This is a genomic window from Campylobacter sp. RM6914 (genome assembly GCF_004803835.1).
Lineage (GTDB): Bacteria > Campylobacterota > Campylobacteria > Campylobacterales > Campylobacteraceae > Campylobacter_A > Campylobacter_A californiensis.
This window is the reverse complement of record NZ_CP012545.1, coordinates 1105213-1126590: the sequence shown is the minus strand read 5'-3', so window position 1 is coordinate 1126590 and position 21378 is coordinate 1105213. Positions and strand designations below refer to the sequence as shown.

20 protein-coding genes are annotated in these 21378 nt (G+C 38.1%); 13 read left to right on the top strand and 7 right to left on the bottom strand.

What is annotated here, in order from left to right; all coding sequences use genetic code 11:
• Nucleotides 1-83: 83 nt before the first annotated feature.
• From CCAL_RS05830 to CCAL_RS05820, 3 genes are all read left to right on the top strand, one after another.
• On the top strand, nucleotides 84-806 hold the full coding sequence (locus CCAL_RS05830) for a plasminogen-binding N-terminal domain-containing protein (protein ID WP_170015640.1): 723 nt from the start codon (nucleotides 84-86) through the stop codon (nucleotides 804-806).
• A 2-nt stretch (nucleotides 807-808) separates the two neighbouring features.
• Nucleotides 809-2194 carry an FAD-linked oxidase C-terminal domain-containing protein gene (locus CCAL_RS05825; protein WP_169937411.1) on the top strand — a complete coding sequence of 462 codons (1386 nt, stop codon included), beginning with the start codon at nucleotides 809-811 and terminating at the stop codon, nucleotides 2192-2194.
• A gap of 109 nt (nucleotides 2195-2303) precedes the next feature.
• Nucleotides 2304-3137 (top strand): YihY family inner membrane protein, encoded by an 834-nt coding sequence (locus tag CCAL_RS05820; protein WP_169937413.1) that lies wholly within the window; start codon nucleotides 2304-2306, stop codon nucleotides 3135-3137.
• On the opposite strand, the gene CCAL_RS05815 is transcribed toward CCAL_RS05820, so the two are convergent.
• The 7 genes from CCAL_RS05815 to CCAL_RS05785 form a co-directional block, all read right to left on the bottom strand.
• On the bottom strand, nucleotides 3090-4349 hold the full coding sequence (locus CCAL_RS05815) for a ComEC/Rec2 family competence protein (protein ID WP_170015638.1): 1260 nt from the start codon (nucleotides 4347-4349) through the stop codon (nucleotides 3090-3092). The two genes, CCAL_RS05820 and CCAL_RS05815, sit on opposite strands and share 48 nt — an antisense overlap.
• A complete protein-coding gene (locus tag CCAL_RS05810) occupies nucleotides 4349-5761 on the bottom strand; it encodes a replicative DNA helicase (protein WP_169937416.1) in 1413 nt (470 codons plus the stop codon). Before CCAL_RS05810 ends, CCAL_RS05815 begins: the two co-directional genes overlap by 1 nt.
• Nucleotides 5748-6812 (bottom strand): flavodoxin-dependent (E)-4-hydroxy-3-methylbut-2-enyl-diphosphate synthase, encoded by a 1065-nt coding sequence (gene ispG, locus CCAL_RS05805; protein ID WP_170015636.1) that lies wholly within the window; start codon nucleotides 6810-6812, stop codon nucleotides 5748-5750. Before ispG ends, CCAL_RS05810 begins: the two co-directional genes overlap by 14 nt.
• Nucleotides 6813-6887: 75 nt before the next feature.
• Nucleotides 6888-8738: a primosomal protein N' gene (locus tag CCAL_RS05800; RefSeq protein ID WP_170015634.1), complete on the bottom strand. Its 1851-nt coding sequence runs from the start codon at nucleotides 8736-8738 to the stop codon at nucleotides 6888-6890.
• On the bottom strand, nucleotides 8738-9160 hold the full coding sequence (locus CCAL_RS05795; protein WP_170015633.1) for a type II secretion system protein: 423 nt from the start codon (nucleotides 9158-9160) through the stop codon (nucleotides 8738-8740). The genes CCAL_RS05800 and CCAL_RS05795 overlap by 1 nt, the downstream gene beginning before the upstream one ends.
• Nucleotides 9157-9393 carry a hypothetical protein gene (locus CCAL_RS05790; RefSeq protein WP_169937424.1) on the bottom strand — a complete coding sequence of 79 codons (237 nt, stop codon included), beginning with the start codon at nucleotides 9391-9393 and terminating at the stop codon, nucleotides 9157-9159. The genes CCAL_RS05795 and CCAL_RS05790 overlap by 4 nt, the downstream gene beginning before the upstream one ends.
• 12 nt (nucleotides 9394-9405) lie before the next feature.
• The gene (locus CCAL_RS05785; protein WP_169937426.1) at nucleotides 9406-9639 is read right to left on the bottom strand and encodes a hypothetical protein; all 234 of its coding nucleotides are present in this window, start codon (nucleotides 9637-9639) and stop codon (nucleotides 9406-9408) included.
• 301 nt (nucleotides 9640-9940) lie between these two features.
• Here CCAL_RS05785 and uvrB point away from each other — a divergent pair, with 301 nt between their 5' ends.
• The 10 genes from uvrB to CCAL_RS05735 all read left to right on the top strand — a co-directional run bounded on the left by uvrB (nucleotide 9941) and on the right by CCAL_RS05735 (nucleotide 21371).
• On the top strand, nucleotides 9941-11923 hold the full coding sequence (uvrB, locus tag CCAL_RS05780; RefSeq protein WP_170015631.1) for an excinuclease ABC subunit UvrB: 1983 nt from the start codon (nucleotides 9941-9943) through the stop codon (nucleotides 11921-11923).
• 444 nt (nucleotides 11924-12367) lie between these two features.
• Nucleotides 12368-12823, top strand: coding sequence for a hypothetical protein (locus tag CCAL_RS05775; protein ID WP_170015629.1), 456 nt, complete (start codon nucleotides 12368-12370; stop codon nucleotides 12821-12823).
• 369 nt (nucleotides 12824-13192) lie between these two features.
• Complete coding sequence (locus CCAL_RS05770) at nucleotides 13193-14068, top strand: WD40 repeat domain-containing protein (protein WP_170015627.1); 876 nt, start codon at nucleotides 13193-13195, stop codon at nucleotides 14066-14068.
• Between the two features lie 18 nt (nucleotides 14069-14086).
• Complete coding sequence (gene nosZ, locus CCAL_RS05765) at nucleotides 14087-16675, top strand: Sec-dependent nitrous-oxide reductase (RefSeq protein WP_169935468.1); 2589 nt, start codon at nucleotides 14087-14089, stop codon at nucleotides 16673-16675.
• A 91-nt stretch (nucleotides 16676-16766) separates the two neighbouring features.
• Nucleotides 16767-17522, top strand: coding sequence for a cytochrome C (locus CCAL_RS05760; protein ID WP_170015625.1), 756 nt, complete (start codon nucleotides 16767-16769; stop codon nucleotides 17520-17522).
• On the top strand, nucleotides 17519-18748 hold the full coding sequence (locus tag CCAL_RS05755; protein WP_170015623.1) for a nitrous oxide reductase family maturation protein NosD: 1230 nt from the start codon (nucleotides 17519-17521) through the stop codon (nucleotides 18746-18748). Before CCAL_RS05760 ends, CCAL_RS05755 begins: the two co-directional genes overlap by 4 nt.
• On the top strand, nucleotides 18745-19431 hold the full coding sequence (locus CCAL_RS05750; protein ID WP_170015621.1) for a 4Fe-4S dicluster domain-containing protein: 687 nt from the start codon (nucleotides 18745-18747) through the stop codon (nucleotides 19429-19431). The genes CCAL_RS05755 and CCAL_RS05750 overlap by 4 nt, the downstream gene beginning before the upstream one ends.
• Entirely contained in the window at nucleotides 19431-20003 is a 573-nt protein-coding gene (locus tag CCAL_RS05745; protein ID WP_170015619.1) for a c-type cytochrome, read from the top strand. Before CCAL_RS05750 ends, CCAL_RS05745 begins: the two co-directional genes overlap by 1 nt.
• Nucleotide 20004: 1 nt before the next feature.
• The gene (locus CCAL_RS05740; RefSeq protein WP_170015617.1) at nucleotides 20005-20469 is read left to right on the top strand and encodes a c-type cytochrome; all 465 of its coding nucleotides are present in this window, start codon (nucleotides 20005-20007) and stop codon (nucleotides 20467-20469) included.
• Complete coding sequence (locus CCAL_RS05735; protein ID WP_170015615.1) at nucleotides 20466-21371, top strand: NapH/MauN family ferredoxin-type protein; 906 nt, start codon at nucleotides 20466-20468, stop codon at nucleotides 21369-21371. Before CCAL_RS05740 ends, CCAL_RS05735 begins: the two co-directional genes overlap by 4 nt.
• The last annotated feature ends 7 nt before the right edge of the window (nucleotides 21372-21378 follow it).

Sequence of the window (21378 nt, the reverse complement as noted above, 5' to 3'; positions counted from 1 at the left end):
CTAAAAATTTCTTTAAATTTTGCAAAAAATAAAGTAACTTAAGCTATAATCATTAAAATTTTAGAATACACAGGAGATGTTGCTTGAAGCGTTTTGTTTTTATTTTACTGTTTTTTTTAAATTCTGTTTTTGCGGCCAGTTTTCATTTTAATGAATACAAAACCCCGATTTTAAGCATAGATGCAGATGATACGGCTACGATCGTAGATAGTCCGGAGATAGTTCTTGGTTCAAGCGGCGTAGTGCTTCATAAATTTAATACACAAAGCACGATCATAGCTCGTGTTAGCGTTGTATCTAAAAGCGGCGGCTTTGCTAAGGTTAGATTTGAAGTGTTTGATATGCTTGAGCAATCAGCCCTTCCTTTACCTGGAGTTGCACCTAAGGTAGGTGATACGGTGGTGTTAAACTACCTTTATAATCGTTCCGTTATCGTTGTTCCAAATAAAGAAATTTATGATGAGATAGTTTCTGCTTTTCCTAATATGATATTTATACATCCCGATCTTGTCGGTGCTTATTTAAGTTATGAATATAAGCCAAATCCAAATCGCGATGACTTTAGAAAGATGTGTTCACAAAGTGCGGCAGGACTTATCTTTGTTGCTATGGACGGAAGAAGCGTCTTTGCCGACTGCCAAAGTTTTGAAATTTTAAAAGAATTTGAAACAGGTGAAGTTGAATACTATCAACTGCCATTTTATACTAGAGTTAGTGGGATAGATACGGTGTTTTGGAAGCTAGATAGCGCGCATATTAATAATTACGACCAGCACTATGACTTGCTGTTTGATAAAGAGAGATAGTTATGCTAGACAAAAAACATATAAAATTCTTTCAAAATTTGCTAGGTGAAGATAATGCTTATTTTGATCAAGCTCACCTAATGGCATATAGCTATGACGCAACTAGAAAGCGTCATTTGCCAGACGGCGTGCTCTTTCCTGGGGATGAAAGTGATGTAAGTAAAATTTTAAAATACTGCAACGAAAACAAGCTTGCAATCGTGCCAAGAGGTGCGGGAAGCGGGTTTACGGGTGGGGCTTTGGCTCATGAAGGCGGCTTGGTCTTAGCCTTTGAAAAGCATATGAATAAAATTTTAGAGATAGATATGCAAAATATGGTTGCAGTCGTGCAACCAGGTTGCATAAACATGGACTTGCAGCGCGTGGTTGAGGAGCAAGGACTGTTTTATCCACCAGATCCTGCCAGTCAAGACTACTCTACTATAGGCGGAAATGTCAGTGAAAATGCAGGCGGTATGCGAGCGGCAAAATACGGCATAACCAAAGACTATGTAATGGCACTTCGTGCCGTGCTACCAAATGGCGAGGTTATACGTGCTGGAAAACGCACTATAAAAGATGTTGCAGGTTATAACATAGCAGGAATTTTAATAGCCTCAGAGGGCACTTTAGCTGTTATCACGGAGATCACGTTAAAACTTATAGCAAAGCCTAAATTTACCAAGACGGCAATGGGAATTTTCCCAAGTGTCCAAACTGCCATGAATGCCGTATATAAAAGTATGGCGGCAGGAGTAACGCCGGTAGCTATGGAGTTTTTAGACGCTCTTTGTATAAATGCGGTAGAGGAGAAATTCTCCAAAGGTTTACCAAAAGAAGCAGGGGCATTGCTGATAACTGACGTAGATGGTGATATTGAGGCTGGTTTAGAGCAAGACTTGGCGACGATAGAGCGTGTATTTAAGGAAAACGGAGCTGGTGAATTTAAGATAGCAAAAGACGCGAGCGAGCGAAATGACATCTGGTTTGCGCGCAGAAACTGCTCTCAAGCTATAAATATCTATGGCACATTAAAGTTAAATGAAGACATCACGGTGCCACGCTCAAGACTTCCGGAGCTTCTTAAAAGGATAGCCGAGGTATCTGTAAAATACGGTGTAAAAGTGCCGTGTTTTGGGCATACTGGCGATGGAAATGTCCATACAAATGTAATGGTAGCTGACAAAAATGACCCCTCTCAAGTTAAAAACGGACATCAGGCGATAGAGGAAATTTTTAAGATAACGGTTGAGCTTGGCGGAACACTTTCTGGCGAACACGGTATAGGTATTAGCAAGGCGGAATTTATGCCTTTGGCATTTAGTGATGCCGAAATGGCGCTTTTTAGAGAGATAAAAAGAGCTTTTGATCCAAATAATATCTTAAACCCAGGCAAGATGGGATTATAAAATTTGGGCGTTATATGCGCCCTTTTTGTTAGATTTTGCTCATTTTGTTTAGAAATTTCAACTATTTTACATATTATTTTTGTGAAAATTTCAAAGAAAGCAGGCGTAAATGAGACAAGCAAACATTAAGCAAAATTTCAAACTTTGGTTAAATTTAGCATTAAAAGCAAAAGATAAAGAGTTGTTTCACTACGCATCAAGCCTTAGCTTTCACACTATACTCTCTATCATCCCGGTACTTCTTATTTCATTTTCTATCTTCACGCAGATGCCCAGCTTTAGCGTTTATTACGGTAAGATAAAAGAGTTTATATTCTCATCTTTATTGCCATCAAATCAAGAGGCGATCACAGGGTATATCGAGACATTTTTACAAAACAGCTCTGCACTTGGGGTACTTGGACTTGGGGCTATTATATTTACTTCGATAATGTTTTTTATAGATTATGAATACGTAATAAACAAGATAATGAAAAGTGAAGGACGTGGTTTTTTTAGCTCTCTTAGCGTGTATTGGACGCTTATAACTTTGGCTCCTATCGGGCTTGGACTTAGCTTTTATCTCTCAAATTTATTGCAAAATTTATTAAACTCTAACGAATACACAAATTGGATAAATTTTTTAAGCATTTTTCCATATCTTATAATTTGGGCGATATTTTGCATAGTTTATCTCATCTCTGTTAGTCGTCCTATAGCTTTTAAAAACGCACTTTTAAGCTCATTTGTAGCCTCACTTATCTGGTATCTTGGCAAAAATATCTTTGTCTTTTATGCTGCAAATAACAAAACTTACCTTAGTATTTATGGCTCATTTTCTGTGGCGCTGTTATTTTTTGTATGGATATACATCTCATGGATCATCTTTCTTTACGGGCTTAAGCTTTGCAGTTTTTTAGAAAATACAAAAGATAATGAAGCAAAGAGCTCCAAGCAGGGGTAAGGTTAGCATAACGGCTTTAAATTTTATAGCTAAAAAAGAGAGTAGGTTGTAGCCTAGAAATACTAAGAGCGGTATAGTGGCATTTGTAAAGCTTAACTTAAAGCTTAAAAACCAAGCCAACCGCTCATCACAAATTCCGCCATACTCAAACAAATGTAGTATGAAACTGAGAGGATAAAACAAGATAAAAATATAACTAAGCGGTATAACGGCTATTTGCTGAAAGCTAATGAGCGGAAAAAAGTAAAGCACACTTACTTCCATCGCCAAAAATACATAAAAATTTAAAAGCAAAGAGTGCGTGAGTATGCTAAATTTATCCTTGAAGTAGTGCAGATATAAAAATATATAAAACACACCTGCGCAAGAAAAATAAAAACCTATGTTAAAAAGCAAGCTAGGAAATAACGCCACACAAAAACAAACAACGATAAAAAGCGTGTTAAAGCTTAAAATTTTGATATTTCTACAAAGTAGTATAAAGCCAAAAATGCTCATCGTAAAAGCTCGTAAAAAGCTTGGCATAAAACCTATCATATAAAAATAAAAACAAAGCAGAGCAAAACCGATAACACTAATGTCAAATTTATAGCTTCTATACGGGAAAAACCTCGCTCCAAAATACCTATAAACAGGTGCCAAAAGTAAAAATACAACTCCCATTATCACGCCTAAGTGATATCCGCTTATGGCTACAAGGTGAGCCATGCCCCAATGTGAGATGTCATCTCTAAGCTCTTTTGAGACTGCAGCACCTAGAAAAAGAGCCATAAATAAAGATGAAATTTTATCGTTTTCATGTTGCAAAGAGATAAAATTTAGTGCCTTTTGTCTTAAATTCGGTGTCTTACTCTGCTCAAGAGGAGTGATGCCGTTTGATGGCATATAAAATACTCCTCGCAAATAATCAATAAATTTAACATCAAGGTTTATGACAGTAAGTTTTAGCTCATCAAAGGGTTTAAAATTTATATTTTTACGAGGCACGGTATAAAAACTAAAGCCGTTTGTTTTTAGGCGTAAAATTTTATATGTTTTATTAGACTCGTTTGTTTTTGTGTAGACAAGTTCTACCTTTGCGATGATCTCTTGCTCGCCAATGTCCATGAAATTTTTGTATTGAATATAAGATGAGGTTAGGTTTATGCAAAAGACGATAAAGCAAAAAAGCGCGAAATATAGATAATAAACGCGCTTGTTAAAAAGTTTCACTATCCTTGAAATTCCGCCATATGAGCTGCTCCGTAAGGCTTATCTGCAAAGCGAGAGTGCTGTTTGTGAAATAAAACTTCAACAGTGCCAACAGGGCCGTTTCTGTTTTTGCCGATAATGATCTCGGCATTTTCCTGAAGTTTGTTAAAGACGACCTCACTTTTATACTCTTTACCCTCGGCTTTCATGCGTTTTTCTTTCTCGCGCTCTTCTTGTTCGAGGTAAACTTCTTCGCGGTAAACAAATAAAATAGTATCCGCATCTTGCTCTATCGCGCCAGACTCTCTTAGGTCGCTTAGCATAGGGCGTTTGTTTGCGCGGGTTTCCAGACTTCGGTTAAGCTGACTAAGTGCGATGATAGGCATATCGAGTTCGCGCGCTAAAAGCTTTAATCCGCGGGAAATTTCGGCGATTTGCACATGGCGATCGGCAAAGTTGTTCGTGCTCATCATAAGACCGATATAGTCAATCACACAAAGTGAAATTTCAGGATGCATGGACTTTAGTTTTCGTAGTTGTGTTCGCACTTGGTGGATATTTACATATCCGCTATCGTGGACGAAAAGCTTGCTTTGCATGAAGTCATTACACGCGTCGCTTAGCTTTTGATACTCTTCGTCGTCCATTTTTGCTGTCATTAAATTTTGAAGCGGTATGGATGTTTTATCTGAGAGCATTCTCATCATTATCTGTTCTGCAGGCATCTCAAGAGAGAAGAAAACAACTCCGTTGCCGCTTTTTAAAACATGGCTTATGAAATTTAAACAAAGCGTTGTTTTTCCCATACCGGGGCGTGCAGCGATGATGATAAGATCACCGTTTTTAAAGCCTTTTGTCATTTCGTTTAGCTCTCTAAAACCGGTGTCGATACCGACTATATCTCTATCTTCAAGTTCTGCTTGTTTTTTTAGATGTTCAAGCATGTTTTCAATGATCTCTTGGCTTTGTTTTATGCCGCCAGAAACACCACCTTCGATGAGTGCGTAAATCTCTTGGCTCATTTCATCAACCATATCGCGGCTTGGCTTGTCTTCGCTTACTTTGCTTGGTATTTGTTGGGCGATCTTGATAAGACTGCGTTTGATTGATTTTTCTTTGAGTTCGGTTGCGTATTTTGTTATGTCGATAATAGAGTTTGTGGCAAGAATTTCTACCATTAAATTTTCATCAAAATTGCTTCCGAGCTTGTTTTTTAAAAATGAAGTAGCGATAGGTAGGTCGGAATTTAAGCACTCCATCATCGCTGTATAAATTTCAGCATGTCCCTTTAGATAAAAGTCGCTTGGTTTTATAATATCTGAAATTTCACTTAAAACATCGTTATTTAGGAGTATCGAGCTTAGTATTGCTCTTTCCATGTCAAGGTCGTATAGGTTGTGAAAGTCAACCGCTTCAAATTTATTTTTCGCCACGGCTCTTTATCTCCTCGTCAAGTTCTATTAAAAACCGATCCACTAGTTCACTCTCTTTTAGTCTTGCTACAACCTCGCCACGGCGCATGACTAGTCCGCTCTCCTTACCAAAGGCTATAGCGACATCTGCACCCTTTGCCTCGCCGATAGCATTTACTACACAGCCCATTACACTTACATTTAACGGCTCTTTTATATGTTTGGTCTTTTCTTCGACAATCTTTATGGCGGCCATCAGGTCACTTTGTAAGCGCCCGCAGGTCGGACACGAGATGATATTTAGTCCCTCACGCTGGCGACCACTATCTTTTAGTATCGCCTTTGCGACTTTTATCTCTTCTTCTAGCTCGCCCGTGATACTAACTCTCATCGTATCGCCGATACCTTCTAGCAGCAGTCCGCCAAGAGCGATAGCTGATTTTATCGTAGCGTGAAATGTTGTTCCCGCTTCCGTCACACCCAAGTGAAACGGATAAATAACTTTTGGACGAAGCGCGCGGTAAGCCGCCATAGTTCGTTCTACATCGCTTGATTTAAGTGAAATTTTAATGTCAGTAAAGTCAAAATCCTCAAGTAAATTTATATTATACATAGCTGAAGCTACCATCGCTTCAATAGTGCGACCGTATTTATCTTCAAACTGCTCTTCAAGCGAACCCGAATTTACGCCTATGCGAATAGGTAAATTTCGCTGTTTACACGCCTCAACTACCGCTTTTATACGCTCTTTTGAGCCGATATTGCCAGGATTTATCCGCACGGCGTCTACAAATTCGCTAACAATTAGCGCAAAGCGGTAGTTAAAATGAATGTCGGCAACTATAGGAAGCGGACTTTGCTTAACTATCTCTTTAAGCGCGTAAGCGTCTTCTTTATCAAGCACGGCACAGCGCACGATATCGCATCCCGCAAAGTATAGGCGATTTATCTGCTCTAGTGTGCCTTTTATATCTTTTGTTTTTGAAAATGTCATCGACTGCACCGAGATAGGTGCATCTCCACCGATAGCTACGTTTTTGATTTTTATCTGTTTAGTCGGATATCTTTGCAATTTTTAGCCTTTAAAAGTAAAAGGTTATTATATAAAAAGTAGGATTAAAATTTGATTTCGCGTGTTTTTTGAAATTTAACTAAAATTTACAGGGTCTATATCGATATCGGCATGCTCTTGGTTGCAGATATTTGCGATATTTATAAGCGGTAGATGGGAGGAGCTTCTTATTAAAATTTCATAGCGAAATTTATCTCCTAACCTTTCGATCGCGCATTTTCCATATCCTATCACTTGAAATTCTTGATCGTTTTGAAGTGAATTTATCCTAAGTATCATCTCATCCATGATCTTTTTGGTATTTGCTTCGTTTTTATGTGAGATGATTATTCTTAAAAGTCTAGCAAAAGGCGGATAAAGACTCTCTCTAAAACTAAGCTCATCGGCTAAAAATTTATCATAATCACTAATGTAGTTTTCAAAAAATTCACGCTGTCGACTTTGGACGATAACCCGTCCTATACCGTTCCTGCCGGCACGTCCTGCTACTTGCATACTTAAAGCCAGAGTCTTTTCTCTTGCTCTAAAATCAGGATAATTTAGCAGCTCGTCAATACCCATTATCACGGCTAGATCAACGTTATGATAGTCGTGTCCCTTGCTTAACATTTGCGTTCCCACAAGGATATCGATCTTGCCGTCGTTAAATTCTTTTAATGCTTTTACGAGTTTGTTTTGTGTCGTGATCTCATCGCGGTCAAATTTTGAAATTCTAGCATTTGCAAATTCGTTTTGTAGTTGTTCCAAAAGCTCGCTCGTGCCGATCTTTTTAGCCTCTATCATCTGGCTACCGCACTTTTCGCATCTTTGTGTGACTGGCATTTTGTATTCGCAGTATTGACATTTAAGCACATTTTGTTTTTTGTAAAAGCTCATACCTATGCTGCAAAATGGACATTTTATGCTTTCTCCACACTCTTTGCACTCGAGATATTTGAAATTTGCGCGTGTTGGCAGGCAGATGACAGCTTGTTTTTTGTTTGCCAGACATTTTGCGATCTCGTCTTTTAAAATTTGAGTAAGTCCTGTTTCACTCTCATCGTATATGAAGAATTTTTGTGAATTAAAAAATGTCCCTCGCATACGAAAAACAGGCTGTTTGTGAAAGCTTGTTAGGCTTGGTGTAGCACTTCCTAGGATGACTCTGACGTCAAATTTACTTGATAAAAACAACACTAGATCGCGAGCGTTATAGTGAGGTCGAGAGCCTGTGTTTTTGTAGCTATCGTCATGTTCTTCATCAACAACGATAAGCTTTAAATTTGACATCGGTAAAAACAGAGCCGAGCGAGCGCCTGCAACAAGTAAAACCTTGCCGTTTGCGATGTTTTCTAAAATTTCACCTTTTTTCTTTGCTGAAATTTTAGAGTGCCAGATGGCTACTGCTTCACCGAAAAATCCCTCAAGCCGCTTTTGCATTTGAGGGGTTAGTGAAATTTCAGGCATTAAAAATAATGCTTGTTCACCGTTATCTAAAATTTCTTTAATAGCCGCGATATAAACCTCGCTTTTACCGCTTCCCGTATCACCAAAAAGCAGGCTTGTTTTGTGTGACTTGATAAAATTTAACGCGCTGTTTTGCTTCTCGTTTAGCGTTGGAGTTTTATTAAAATTTTGCGTAAAATTTTGCGTATCTTTGGTAGTGTTTTCCTCACAAAGACCGATGGCTACACCAAAGTTACAAGTATAGTAGTAGCTTATAAATTTAACAAGTTCGGCTTGAATCTTAGTTAAAGAGTATGGTAAAATTTCTAAAATTTCAAGTGTTTTAAAGTCCGGCTCATCACACTGTGAAACCACATATCCGGTATTTTCTTTTCTGTTTAGATTTACTTTTACGGCTGTAAAATTTTCTATCTTTTTATCTGAATGATATGTTAGGGCGGATAAATTTAAGCCACTAAAAGAAACTTTGTAAAAGTGCATTACTGAGTTAGCTCTTCGCAAAGACCTTCGTCATCGCAAGTAAATGAGCCGTCAGTTGCATTATAAGTAAAACTTGTGCTTCTTGTGGAAATTCGTATCGTGTATGTATCGCCCACGTTTCTCCAGCCGCTTGATGACTCGTTAGCTGCCGGTTTAATGCCTTGGACAAGAACGCCGTCAAAAAGCAATGAAGCGTTAGAGCCTTCTAGGGAATTTGGATAAACCGCACCTCCTCCGCTCATTAAAGATTCGTTAAATTTTGCTGATATGGCACTTTGTATGGCTACGATCTGGGTTCTTGTCTTTGTTATCATCGCATCATCTCGCGTGAAAAATATCTTTGGCAAAGCCACTCCAGCTAAAATACCGACGACAACTATGATAAATATCAACTCTATCATCGTAAAAGCAGCTCTTTTCATTTATCTTCCTTTAAGATGGCGTTGTCTATTTTTTCGATGATACGCTTTAGGTCGTTTTCCTTGGCGTAGTCAGCGTAGCATTTTTCTATAAATGCGTTTAAAACGTCTTTGGGGTCAAGAAATTTTTGACCGCCTAGAAATTTTTGCCAATCACGCTCAAAAATTTTGGCAAAATCATCATCAAGGGTGATAGTGTAGTCGCGCGAAAGTATCGTAAGCGTGATTTGCTTCATTGGTTATCCGAGTTATTTTCCTAAAACCGCTTCTATCTTTTTAAGCACGTCATCAGTTTCACTATTCTTCTTGTTTAGCTCCTCTTCAAGGCGTGCGATCTGGTTTGTTTTGGCTTCGTTTTGCGCTTTTAAAGTTACGATTTGATTATGTAAATCTTCGTTTGTTTTTGTTACCTCGTCATATTTTTCAAGTAGGTCATTTACTTTGCTTGTTAATGTGGTTAGTACTTTGTTTTCTTCAAACATGATTCACCTCTTTTTTAAAATTTAAGTTTGTATTTTAGCACGCAAAGGCTAAAATATAGCTAACAATGAGAGTATTTTAAGTAGTTTGCGCAGAGTGACAGCGTGATGTTTGATGTCTTTACTTGCTCAACACGAGTATCTCGCTAAATTTTGGCTTCGTATTTGCTTAGCTCAAATTTTAGGAGCGTGAGAGTTTCTCTTGTAAAATATAAAATTTATATAAAAACTTGCCTTGAAATAAGATTGTTTTGGCTAAAATGTAAAATTTATGAATTTGAATTTAATGTAAGTGGAATTTAAGATGAAAAATGAGTTTGAAATTTCAAGTAAATTTAGCCCAACACAGCATCAGCAAGACACTATCGACGGTATCGTTAGTAGCATACGTGGTGGTAACCGTTACAACACGCTTTTGGGTATAACAGGCTCCGGTAAGACCTTTGTTATGGCAAATGTGATAAAAAATTTAAAAATGCCGACTTTAATAATGACACACAATAAATCTCTTGCAGCACAGCTTTATAGCGAATTTAAAGGCTTTTTCCCAAATAACCACGTGGAGTATTTTATAAGTTACTACGACTACTATCAGCCAGAAGCCTACATCCCGCGTCAAGACCTTTTTATAGAAAAGGATAGCTCTGTAAATGAGGAGCTTGAGCGTATGCGTCTTTGCGCGACCGCTAGCTTGTTAAGTTTTGATGACGTTATAGTTATAGCGTCTGTCTCGGCTAATTACGGTTTGGGCGATCCGGGCGAGTATCAAGGCATGGTGCAATATCTAAATGTCGGTGAAAATTTAAGCCAGCGCTCGCTTTTGCGCCGTCTTGTTGATATGGGATATAAACGAAATGATGCTTATTTTGATCGTGGTGACTTTAGAGTAAACGGCGATGTGGTCGATATTTACCCGGCGTACTGGGGTGATGAGGCACTTAGAGTGGAATTTTTTGGCGATGAGATAGAAAGCATGTATCATTTTGATATACTTGAAAACAAACGAACTAAAGATATAAATAAATTTACGCTTTATGCAACAAGTCAGTTTATCGTGCGTGAAGAGCGTTTAAAGTCAGCTATCAAAGATATTGAAACAGAGCTTGATGAGCGACTTAAATTTTTTAAGAAAGAGGGTAAGCTTGTCGAGCATCAGCGCTTAAAGCAAAGGGTGGAATTTGACCTTGAAATGCTTAGCGGCACGGGGATGTGTAAGGGTATAGAAAACTACGCACGTCATCTTACGGGACAAGGCGAGGGTGAAACTCCATATACAATGTTTGATTATTTTAAATTACTAAATGATGGAAATTTCTTAGTGATAGTCGATGAAAGCCATGTTAGTTTACCACAGTTTCGCGGTATGTATGCAGGGGATAGAAGTCGCAAAGAAACTCTTGTGGAGTATGGGTTTCGTTTGCCTAGCGCGCTTGATAACAGACCGCTTAAATTTGATGAGTTTATAAATAAAAATGCGAATTTTTTATTTGTATCAGCCACACCAAACGAACTTGAGCTTGAACTCTCGCAAGGTCATGTATATGAGCAGGTTTTGCGTCCTACCGGGCTTTTAGACCCGCTTATAGAGCTACGAGATAGTGATAATCAAGTAGAGAGCCTATATGATACGATAAAAGAAGTGGTTGGGCGCGGCGAGCGTGTGTTGATAACTGTTTTAACTAAAAAGATGGCTGAGGAGCTAACTCGCTACTATACCGAACTTGGCGTTAGAGTAAAGTATATGCACTCAGACATCGACGCCATAGAGCGAAATGAGCTGATACGCGGTTTAAGAAGTGGCAGTTATGATGTGCTAGTCGGTATAAATTTGCTTCGTGAGGGACTTGATCTTCCAGAGGTTTCACTTATAGCCATAATGGACGCGGATAAAGAGGGGTTTTTACGCTCACGAACCAGTTTGATACAAACCATGGGGCGAGCGGCTAGAAATGTAAACGGCAAAGTTGTGATGTTTTGCAAAAAGGTAACAAATTCCATGCAAGAGGCGATAGACATCACGACCTCAAGGCGTAAAATGCAAGATGAGTATAACAAGGCTCACAACATCACTCCGCGTTCTGCAACGAGAAATATCGAAGAGAGCTTGCATGTCGAAGATGAGGGTGTGCTTTATCAAAAGGCTAAAAATATGGAAAAAATGCCGGCTGCCGAACGAGCTAAAATCGTAAAAGAGCTTAAAAAGCAGATGTTTGAAGCGGCAAATGCGCTTGAGTTTGAAAAAGCTGCAGCCTTGCGTGACGAGATAGCAAAGCTTAGAGAGCTTTGAAATTTATGGCTAAAATGTAGATATAAATTTAAGATATTAAATTTTTGCAATAACTTGTTTTATGAAAAATTTGTAATTTGATATAAGGCTATTTTTATCATTTTACATACCGTCCTAAAACTTTTAATCTATCATTTTGTTTTTGATAACTTTACATATGTAATTATAAATACATTTAGCAAAAGTACTTTTGTTTGTTAAAATAATATTTTCTTCGCCAAGTTTTTTTAATACACTTATACGCAGAGTCTAAAAGGCTTGCAGTCATGATAAATGCTTTCTTTAGACCTTCTTTTGTTTTGTTGATTTTATATCATAAATTTTGACATTGACGTCAAATTGTTCTTACTTAAATATTACAAAAAGCTATTTTAGGTTTAAATTTCTCAAAAAAGAGCATAATAATTCTTTGTGCTATAATGATCAAAAATAAAAAGGAGTGAGATGAAAAAGTTTATGATCATACTTACATTACTGATAGCTGTTTTTGGTGCTTCGGCGTATTTGTTTTTTAAGCCAAAAAATTTGCAAAATGATGAGGTTGTTTTGGATACCGAACTAACTCCTCTGCCTTGCGATCTAAACAAAGAACACTCGTGTGAGGTTGAGTATAAAGGCAAAAAAGTAAGCTTTGCGCTCTCTCCAAAACCTATCTACACCATGCAGCCTGTTACTGTTAAGATAGAAGGCCTTAGTGATATTAAAAATCCAAGCCTTGAGATAAGCGGCGTAAATATGGATATGGGTGTTATAAAAGCCAAACTTGAGCCGCGCGAAAATGGTTACGTTTCAAATGTTGTCTTAAGCTCTTGTTTGCTTACCGTGATGAGATATAGGTTTGAGATTTATAGCAACGGCAAAAAGATCGGTCTTTTTATCGACTTTGATCTAAGGCAATAAAGTAAACAAAAATAAAATAAATTTAATTTTTAATAGTCAGAGTTGTGTAGATACTACTCTGACTATTAAACTTATAAATTCAAAGTAAAATAAATTTAAAAACTTAACTTCAAAACATACCTTGCTGCCTTTGTTTTTGCTTGGTTATGGGTATTTTAGAAACAATTTTGAAATTTTTTGCTTATTGATAAAAGCTTTAAAATTGAGCAAAAATTCGTAAAATAGTTATGTAATTATCACTTAGAAATTTAAAATGTTACCATGCTACACAAATATATTTTTTATTAACTAATTATTCAAAATCTTGACACAAATCAACGCTCTTTGCCGTATCTAGTGCTATGATAACACCAAGAGAGGATGAAAAACATGAAAAAAATATTTTACATGATCATATTCTCGAGTTTGTTATTTGCAAATTCAAGTCAGCACTTGGAAATTACAAGCGGTGATATAGGCGGTTGCGCTTACAGCCAAAACGGCGATCTCTTAGCTGTTTTTGATAACCAAAATTTACTTAAGATCATAAATTTAAACATGCAAGATGAAGTCGGTATTATAAAGGGCAAAAGGCTAACTTCAGCTTCGTTTGATAAAGATAGCTTATATGTCGGAACTAACGATGGTGAAATTTTAAAATTTAATCAAAACGGCACACATGACAAGAGTGTGTTTGATGCATCATCTTTTGGACTAGATACTTCTATCTCTTATCTAAAATTTAAAAATAACAAACTTTATGCTTTTGTCGGCAAGAACACATTCATCTCTTATGATGTAGCAACAGGTAAATTACACACGATCAAGCTTGATAAAATTTATAGAGTTTCAAGCTGTATTATCTTGGATGATAGGGCGATAGTAACCGGCTGGGATAGGTCGGTTTATGAGATCAATTTGACAAATTTACAAGCTAAAGAGCTATTTAGGACAAAAAGTGTTGTTTTAAGCTCGCAAGAGCTTTTGGGTGATGTGGTTTTTGGTCTTGCAAACGGAGAAATTTTGACATTAAAAGATGGGAGCTACATAAAAATTTCAGACTTTGGCGTAAAAAGTTTAGCTTTGATAGATGATGAAATTTATATGGGGCTAAAAAATGGAGAAATTTATAAGAGTGATTTGAAATTTAAGGATATTAAAATTTATGGTGCAAATCCCGACACGGTGGTTAAAATTTTTGGTCATAACAAGAGTATCGTCGTGGTGATGCTAAACGGTAAGGTTAAATTTAACAATAAATCTTAACAAGAAAGGAGATTTTAGATGAACGGTTTTTTACGCTCTGCTATTGTCGGCGTGGCTGGCGTCGTTCTTGCTACAAGCGGTGCTTTTTCAAGTGATCTTGCAACGATCATGAAAGAGCGTGGCTTAAGTGAGAAAGACGTATTAGCTGCTGCTAAGACATATCAACCAAGCGGCAAGAGAGATGATTACATCGTTTTTTCATCAGGCGGACAAAGTGGTCAAGTTTTGGTTTACGGCGTCCCTTCCATGAGAATTTATAAGTATATCGGAGTTTTTACGCCCGAACCTTGGCAAGGATACGGCTATGACGAGGAGTCAAAAGCGATCTTAAAAAGCGGTGCCATCAGAGGCAAAGAGATAACATGGGGTGATACTCACCACCCGGCACTTACGGAGAAAAATGGTGAGTATGTTGGAGACTATCTCTTTATCAACGATAAGGCCAATCCTAGAATCGGTGTTATAAATTTACATGACTTTGAAACAAGTCAGATCGTTGTAAACCCGGTTATAAAAAGCGAACACGGCGGAAGCTTTGTTACTCCAAATACCGAGTATGTCATCGAAGCCGCTCAGTATGCAGCCCCGTTTGATAACAACTATCACCCGATAGAGGAGTATGAGGCGGTGTATCGCGGTGCTGTAACTCTTTGGAAATTTGACTATCAAAAGGGTAAGATAGACGAGAAAGCTTCATTTACTCTTGAACTTCCTCCTTACTGGCAAGACTTAAGCGATGCAGGCAAAGGCGAGAGCTTTGGATGGGCTTTTACAAACTCTATAAATTCAGAGATGTATACAGGTGGTATAGAAAAGGGACTTCCTCCATTTGAGGCGGGAGCAAGTAGGAACGACACTGATTACATGCACGTTTATAACTGGCAAATTTTAGAAAAACTTGCACAGGATAAGAAAAACTACATGGAGATCAACGGTCATAGAGTCGTTACTATAGAAGCTGCAGTAAAAGCCGGAGCGTTGTTTTTGATCCCTGAGCCAAAAAGTCCGCACGGTATCGACGTGAGCCCTGATGGCAGATACATTATCATCGGTGGTAAGCTAGACACTCATGCTAGTGTTTTTGACTTTAGAAAGATCAAGGCGTTAATCGATAAGAAAGAATTTATAGGCACCGATCCATATGGTATACCTGTGCTTGACATGAAAAAAACGCTTCACGGACAAGTCGAGCTTGGTCTTGGACCTTTACACACCTCATTTGACGAGAAGGATGGAATTTTATATACATCATTGTATGTTGATAGTCAGATCGTAAAATGGGATTATAAAAATTTAAAGGTTCTTGACAGGATAAATGTCCACTATAACATCGGACACCTTGATACTATGGAAGGTAAGTCTGCTAAGCCAAAAGGCAAATATGCTATCGCTTTAGACAAACTTTCTCTTGATAGATTTAACCCGGTCGGTCCTTTACATCCGCAAAACCACCAGCTTATAGATATAACAGGTGCTAAAATGGAGCTTTTATACGATCTTCCTATACCGCTTGGCGAGCCACATGATGTGGTATCGATCGCAGCTAGCAAGCTAAATCCTGCCGCGACTTACAATATGGGAACAAACTCTCGAACAGGCAAGGCTCACCCAGCTGCTACTTTAGCCGGTCAAGAGAGAATCGAACGTAACGGCAACAACGTGACTGTTTATGCGACAATGGTGAGAAGCCATATTAACCCTGAGCATATCGAGGTAAATAAAGGTGATAACGTAACTATCCACCTTACAAACCTAGAGCGTGCGCAGGATGAAACACATGGTTTTACTGTAGATCTTTACAACGTTCACGCATCGCTTGAACCTGGCAAAACCGCAACTGTAAATTTTGTTGCTGATGAAGAGGGTGTTTTTCCTTACTACTGTACTGAATTTTGCTCCGCGCTTCACCTTGAGATGATGGGTTATTTGTATGTTAAGGATCCAAATAAAAAATACGAATCAGCCAAGGTTAGCAAGCTAAAAACCTTAAGCCCCGAGGCTTTAAAAGCTGAATACGAAAAGGTCATAGCTACAAACAAAGCAACTGATGATGTTATACAAGGCGTTGTGGCGTATTTAAAAGAAAAAGGATACGAGAAGTATCCTAAAGTAAAAGAGCTTGTTGTTGATGCCCTAGATCAATACGGTAGGATCCCTGAAACTAAGGCTAAGGCTGATGAAGCTTACAAAAAAGGCGATGTAAACGGCGCGATCCTTTGGGAGTATCAAGTATGGCAATACATGGTAAAAACCGCCGATGTTGGTTTAAGAGCTAAAAACAACCTGGCAAAAGAGATAGCAACTCCTATGAGTGCGGCTGCCGCAAAAGGAGAAGAGGCTTACTTAAAAGGTGGTTGTAACGGTTGTCACGTCATAGGTCAAGTAAGCTCCGGTCCAGACTTAACCGGTGTTTTACTAAGACATGAAAACGGCGAGAAATGGGTGTTTGACTTTATTAAAGACCCTGCTAAATTCTATAATGATGAGTATATCAAGTCAATGATTGATTACTTTAACCTTAGAATGCCAAACCAAAACATGAGCGATCAAGAGACAAAAGATATCATAGAGTATCTAAAATGGATCGATGAAAACGCCGGCATGTAGTGCAAATTCGGGAGAGAAAAGCTCTCCCGAACTGTTTAAATTTCTAAAAATTTAAAATGAATTGTTAGAAATTTAAACACAAGGAGAAAAGATGAAAAAGTATCAAATTTATACGATCATCGCGCTAGTTTTAATGACTGTTTGTTTTACCGTGCCGGTTCTTGGATTTTTTGGGGCAAATGCAAAGATAGCTGCAGGTGAAAGCCTACCTGGATACTCTTATAAAATTTACGACATTTATACTTCGTTTCAGCATAAAAATCACCTACTAAAAGAAGACGTGGCTTCAAGTCTTAAAAAGATGTTGGAAAGTAGGGCTGAGATAGGAACGCCGTCTTTTCCTGTATGGTATGTTTCTCTTGAAGCTCCTAACTATCCAAAAGAGGTCTTTCCTAACGGAATTCCTGTTTATTTTCATGTTGATGGATATAGCGGAGAGGTTCATGAGATGAACACTATAAATCACTACATCGGCATGTATCCTATGGAGCACGGCGGTAATGTAGAACGTGCCATATCTCCATACTATCTACTTATCTCTACGATATGTATGCTTGCGTTTTTGTATTATGACGGTAAATTCAACTCACTGCTTATGGTGCTTCCAACTATAGCGCCCGTGCTTTTTATGGGAGCGTTTGCGGGCTGGCTTTACTGGTATGGACACAACATGCAAGAGTGGGGAGCGTTTAAGATAAAACCATTTATGCCGACAGTTCTTGGTGATGGTAAAGTAGCGCAATTTACAACACATTCATACCCTAGTATCGGTTTTTGGATTATGATAGCAATGAGTGTTCTTTGTATCTTGGCTGTATTTTCAAAGAAAAAAGAACTTAAAAAATGAAATTTTTGCTTTTAGTTTTTATGATCGCCACCTTTGGTCTTTCTAATCCGCTACAAGAGGCTATAAATTTAGCCAAAGACGGTGATACTCTTTGGCTAAATGACGGAATTTATAGCGGTAATGTTGTCGTTGATAAGGCGATAACCATCATCGGCAAAGGACAAAATGTCGTTATAAAGGGAGATAAAACTTCAAGCGTTATAAAAGTTACTAGCAAAAACGTTAAGCTTATAAATTTAAATATCGAAGGCAGCGGCATCAGTCAGATGACACTTGATGCCGGGATAAGTTGCCTAAACGGCAATAACTTACTTGTAGAAAAAAATCGCATAAAAGATGTGCTTTTTGGTGTTGAGTTATCTCAGTGCAATGGCTCTATTATAAGAGATAACAACATAACTTCAAAAGAGGGATTTGACATACCGCAAAGAGGCGATGCTATTAGAGCGTGGTATTCGCATGAGAATTTGATCGAAAAAAACTATGTTTATAATAGCCGTGATATCGTAGCGTGGTTTTCTAGTAGTAACACGATAAGAGGTAACTATGGCCATGGTAACAGATATGCGATACATACGATGTATTCGTCTAATAACCTAATAGAAGAGAATAAATTTAGCTACGGTGCTGTTGGGATGTATTTTATGTTTTCCACCAAATCGCTTGTTAAAAATAACACCATTATCGGCTCAAGCGGTGCTTTTGGGGTTGGCATAGCCTTAAAGGATGTTTCTGACTTTGATATAAAAGATAACATCTTGCTTTATAATGCAAGAGGATTTTATCTTGATAGGTCTCCGTTAAATCCAGGGGCGTTGAACAGCTTTGAGAATAACCAAATTTTACATAACATAGTCGGCGTTCAACTCCATGCTACACAAGAAAGAAGTATCTTTTTAAACAATGACTTTATCGGCAATATGGACACGGCGATAAACGACACCCCGGGCTCTAAGATCGACCAGATATACTGGGAGGGTAACTACTTTGACGAGTATGAGGGGTATGACTTGGATCGTAACGGCATAGGAGATGTATCCTATGTAAATTTTGTTTATGCCGATAGGCTGTGGCAATACTATCCGACTTTGAGATTTTTTTACGGCTCAAGTATTATAAGTGGATTAAATTTCCTGGCTAAATTAGCTCCGTTTTCAGAGCCTATAAAATTACTTGAAGATAAAAGTCCAAAAATGAAACCAAACAAAGAAAAGACAAGCGTATGAATAGAAGAAATTTTATAGCATTTACCGTAGTTGCTGCAGGAGTTGGGTATGGAGCGGGAAAGTTGCTTCCAAAGACAAATTCTCATGAACTGTATCTAAGACCGCCCGGTGCCGTTAAAAATTTCGAAGCTTTGTGTATAAAATGCGGGCAGTGCGTTCAAGTATGCCCTTATCACAGCATAAATTTGCTTGATATAACACAAGGATACTCAAACGGCACTTCATATATATCGCCAAATGATAGAGGCTGTTATCTATGTGATCTTTTTCCGTGTGTATTAGCCTGTCCAAGCGGCGCGTTAGATCATCATACGACTTGTATTAGCGATGTTTTAATGGGGATTGCGGTTTTGGGTGACGTAAATTCCTGCCTTGCTTATAAAAATGAAAACATCAACCAAAACGGCGTCTTAAAAATGCTTGAAAGAAAAACGTATAACGAACGTGAAGAGGCATTAAAAGAGACGATAAAACAAAGAGTTGATAACGAATGTGATCTATGTGTTAGACTTTGTCCTGTTGGAGATGGGGCTATAGCGATGAGACGGACAAAAGATGGTGCAAATTTACCCGATATAAAAGAAAAATGCGTAGGTTGCGGTGTTTGTGCGGAGGTTTGTCCGGCGCAGATTATTAGCATAATACCAAATAAAAAATATAATGAAATTTACAAGGAGGGCTAATGAGATATAAATTTTTATGCTGTTTGGCGGCGTTTACGCTACTTTGCGGTTGTGATAGCGGCAAAGGGAGTGAAGGTAAAATTGCTCAAACCAAGCAGTCCGCACAAGCAGAGTTAGTCACAAACCAAGCTCCTGCGATAGAGATACAAAAAGCAAGTAACCATAACACAAAACAAAAGGATAATTCAGACTTTTTTACCTACGATATACATGGTCAAAAGCGCGTTTCTTTCGGGCTTGATGACAGTAACGTAAGTCGATCTGTCGGCGCTTTGGCTATGGTTCGCTCTCCACTTGAGGTTATAAATTTAAAGCTTATAAAGGGTCAGCTTAGCAAGGAATTTATCTTAAAATGCTCCGCTTGTCACAATGACTATGCAAACGGCATCATAGGCCCTTCGCTTTTAACTAAAAGTAGCGATGAGATATTTAATATGATAAGCGCTTACAAAAACAAAGAAAAAGCAAATGTTTTGATGAAAGACCTTATAAAAAACATGAGCGATACAGAGATAAGATCGCTTGCGGATGAGATAAGTAACTTTAACGAACAGTTTAGAAAAGGAAAATAACATGGGTAAGAAAATAGCAATAATCATCGGTGTTTTGATAATAGCTCTTATGGTTTTTATGATGAGTTCTAATACTCCTGCTTCAAAACAGAGTGAAGTTAAGCTTGAACCAAAAGAGACGATCGCGCCAAAAGCTGAGGTAAAAACGGATATAAATTTACAAGATGACGAAGAGCTTAAAAAGATAAAAGAGCTTAAAAACATGGTTGCTAATCAACCAACCACAGGCACGAGCAAAAGATACCTGACAACATGTGCTCCATGTCACGGTGCTAACGGTAAAGGCGTCATGGCTCCTGATATAAGTGGTAAAAGTAAGGATGAAATTTTATCAAGGCTAAAAGAGTATAAAGAAGACAAAATTCAAAACTCTCTCATGAAGGGACTTTTGACAAATGTCAGCGATACGGATCTAGAGCTCTTAGCTGATGAAATTTCAAATTTTAAAAGCGGTAATGAAAAATGAATAAATACACCACCCGTTGCACGGTAGCAAAAACGGGTTTTTTTGATACCTTGGTAATAGAAAACGAGCAGGGTAAAAAACGCTTAAGTATCCGTTCATGGCGGATATTTAGCATAGTTTTAGTCCATCTTTTGTTTATCCTTTCATACTATGCGGATATTCAAATTTTAGAAGGAAGTATCAGCGGTTCAAGGATGCTTGGCTTTCATCTTACGGATGCGTTTATGAGCTTTGAGGTCTTTGCCGCGACACATGAATTTGCTATAAATTTAATTATCGGTACATGTACGATTTTGTTTTTTTACGCTCTTGTCGGGGGCAGGGCGTTTTGTAGCTGGATATGCCCGTATTCGCTTTTAGGCGAGATAGGCGAGAAGATACATGAAAATTTAGCCGCTAAAAAGATCATATCAAGGCGAAATTTTGACCCTAGATGGAGATATGTCTTTGCTGTTTTGTTTTTGACTATGAGTTTTGCAAGCTCTCAACTTGTGTTTGAAATTTTTAGCGTCGTTGGGATATTTTCAAGGTTTATCATATATGGGTATTTTCATGCGATATGGTTTGTAGTGTTTGTTCTTTTTGTGGAAATTTTCTTTTCAAGAAGGGCTTGGTGTAGGTATTTTTGCCCTATCGGAGCAACCTACTCACTTCTAACTCGCACAAATGCCATTAAAGTAAGCTGGAACAAAGAGCTTTGTGATCACTGTCTTGTTTGTATAGACACTTGTTTAATGCCACACGTGCTTGAGATAACTAAGAAAAACGCCAAGCTTAGCGGCGATGAAGATAAAAAAGAATTTAGGCTAGTTGGTGGCGACTGCACGCTTTGTGGACGCTGTATCGACGTATGTCATCACGATGCGCTTAAATTTGACAACGGTTTTAAAAGATTAATCTAAAAGGATA

Excerpts from the sequence above, each read along its gene's own strand:
- CCAL_RS05795 (WP_170015633.1), bottom strand. The coding sequence starts at position 9,160 with ATGAAAAGAGCTGCTTTTACGATGATAGAGTTGATATTTATCATAGTT.
- CCAL_RS05775 (WP_170015629.1), top strand. The coding sequence starts at position 12,368 with ATGAAAAAGTTTATGATCATACTTACATTACTGATAGCTGTTTTTGGT.
- CCAL_RS05745 (WP_170015619.1), top strand. The coding sequence starts at position 19,431 with ATGAGATATAAATTTTTATGCTGTTTGGCGGCGTTTACGCTACTTTGC.
- uvrB (WP_170015631.1), top strand. The coding sequence starts at position 9,941 with ATGAAAAATGAGTTTGAAATTTCAAGTAAATTTAGCCCAACACAGCAT.
- CCAL_RS05790 (WP_169937424.1), bottom strand. The coding sequence starts at position 9,393 with ATGAAGCAAATCACGCTTACGATACTTTCGCGCGACTACACTATCACC.
- CCAL_RS05740 (WP_170015617.1), top strand. The coding sequence starts at position 20,005 with ATGGGTAAGAAAATAGCAATAATCATCGGTGTTTTGATAATAGCTCTT.
- CCAL_RS05760 (WP_170015625.1), top strand. The coding sequence starts at position 16,767 with ATGAAAAAGTATCAAATTTATACGATCATCGCGCTAGTTTTAATGACT.
- CCAL_RS05750 (WP_170015621.1), top strand. The coding sequence starts at position 18,745 with ATGAATAGAAGAAATTTTATAGCATTTACCGTAGTTGCTGCAGGAGTT.
- CCAL_RS05770 (WP_170015627.1), top strand. The coding sequence starts at position 13,193 with ATGAAAAAAATATTTTACATGATCATATTCTCGAGTTTGTTATTTGCA.
- CCAL_RS05800 (WP_170015634.1), bottom strand. The coding sequence starts at position 8,738 with ATGCACTTTTACAAAGTTTCTTTTAGTGGCTTAAATTTATCCGCCCTA.
- CCAL_RS05735 (WP_170015615.1), top strand. The coding sequence starts at position 20,466 with ATGAATAAATACACCACCCGTTGCACGGTAGCAAAAACGGGTTTTTTT.
- nosZ (WP_169935468.1), top strand. The coding sequence starts at position 14,087 with ATGAACGGTTTTTTACGCTCTGCTATTGTCGGCGTGGCTGGCGTCGTT.
- CCAL_RS05785 (WP_169937426.1), bottom strand. The coding sequence starts at position 9,639 with ATGTTTGAAGAAAACAAAGTACTAACCACATTAACAAGCAAAGTAAAT.
- CCAL_RS05820 (WP_169937413.1), top strand. The coding sequence starts at position 2,304 with ATGAGACAAGCAAACATTAAGCAAAATTTCAAACTTTGGTTAAATTTA.
- CCAL_RS05755 (WP_170015623.1), top strand. The coding sequence starts at position 17,519 with ATGAAATTTTTGCTTTTAGTTTTTATGATCGCCACCTTTGGTCTTTCT.
- CCAL_RS05825 (WP_169937411.1), top strand. The coding sequence starts at position 809 with ATGCTAGACAAAAAACATATAAAATTCTTTCAAAATTTGCTAGGTGAA.